Below are 1,707 nucleotides of genomic sequence, written 5' to 3'. Positions count from 1 at the left end.
CGACGAAGTCTTTCCGCACGATTACCACTTCCAGGATGGCTATTTGAAAGTGGGCGACACCCCCGGGCACGGCGTTGATATCAACGAAGAACTGGCGGCGAAATATCCCTACGAGCGTGCTTATCTTCCGGTAAACCGGCTTGAAGATGGCACCTTGTTTAACTGGTAATCACAGGTAACCCCATGCGAATTTTGGTAATGAAAAGTACTGCGTTGGCGGCAGCGACAATCAGTTTGAACTCTCTGAGTTTGGCGCAGCTTGAAGAAGTGATTGTAACCGCGCAAAAGCGGGAGCAGAGCATGCAGGATGTGCCGATGGCGATCACAGCTATCAGCGGACGGATGCTGGAAAATAATGAGATCAATAGTGTTTCTGATCTCAGTCGGCTCGTGCCGTCCCTTAAGTTCACACCGGGAGACAGCCCCAAGAACAACTCCATCCGGATTCGCGGTGTTGGCACCGATGTATTCAGTTCCGCGGTAGAACCCAATGTCTCGGTGGTGCTGGACAACGTGCCCCTGGCTCGCACCAGTCTGGCTAACTTTGATTTTGCTGACGTCGAACGCGTGGAAGTACTGCGCGGGCCACAGGGAACGCTCTTTGGCAAAAATGCTTCCGCCGGACTGATTCACGTTATTACCCGCGATCCTCACTCCGAATTCGAGGCGCGGGCACGTTACAGCTATGATCAGGCCGGCGATTTTGACAGTGATATGTGGAAGTTTCAGGCCAGTCTGAGTGGACCTCTAACTGATGCGCTGGGGGCGCGCCTCACCATTTATAAAAAATCTACGGATGGCCACATTTACGATCTGGCTACCGACGATCAAATCCCGTCGAGCGAGAGCCAGGGCGCGAGGCTTAAATTCAAGTGGGACGTCAATGATGTTTTAACTTTGTCCTTGATTGGAGAGTACTCGGAGTTCGACGGCGAGTCTTATCCCATGGTGCAGCGCAGCGCAAACCCGGGCATAGAACGCAGCAATGACCCGATCAACGCGAGCGAAGAAAATCGCCAGGCCCGGACTATAAACGGCACCGAAAGTGACTCGGAAACAGAGGCGCTCACCCTGCTTGTTAATTGGGATTTGGGTAGCCACACATTGTCGAGCGTAACAGGGCTGCGCGAAGCCGATATATTTGCTGATACGTCCGCTGCCGCTTTGGACGGTGCCAATGCCAATCTCGAATCCAATGGCGGCCCCCGCACGATCGAAACCTTCACTCAGGAGTTGCGGATATCCTCTCTCGATAATGAAGTGTTGGAATACACGCTGGGCGCGCTCTGGTTTGATAACAAGCTGGTGAATACCTTCGACCGCCGGGTGACCGACATTACTGCGAACTATGCCGCGAACCTTTACACCGACGATCCTTTGGTGATTCCCCTTAATGTCGGTAGCATCAATCAGGAGGCCGGTTTCTGGAACCAGATCGATACAACGAATCTGGGTGTTTTTGGTCAGGCTACCTGGCATGTAAGTGATCGTTGGCACACGACTATGGGTTTGCGCTATATCGATGAAACGCTCGGAGCAGCCTTTACCAGCTACCAGCGACTGGAAGAATCTGCCACCGGCTTGCCATTGTCCGCCGCAAATACCAGCGTGAGCGTACCCCATGCAGAAGTATCGGACACGGCCGTGACAGGGACCTTTTCCCTGCAGTACGATCTGGGTGATTCGTCCATGGTTTATGCTACCTAT

The 1,707-nt window shown here is 53.3% G+C and carries 1 protein-coding gene and 1 pseudogene; both read left to right on the top strand.

Features of this window, described 5'->3' with window-relative positions:
• Window positions 1-169: pseudogene (locus ABYP39_RS18295) on the top strand (bifunctional D-altronate/D-mannonate dehydratase); the annotation flags it as partial.
• Between the two features lie 14 nt (window positions 170-183).
• The coding region (locus ABYP39_RS18290) for a TonB-dependent receptor (protein WP_372784064.1) at window positions 184-1,707 on the top strand (1,524 nt) is incomplete at its 3' end.

Source organism: Litorivivens sp. (genome assembly GCF_041625495.1).
Taxonomy (GTDB): Bacteria; Pseudomonadota; Gammaproteobacteria; order Pseudomonadales; family Spongiibacteraceae; genus Litorivivens.
This window is presented reverse-complemented; position numbering and strand designations above follow the sequence as displayed.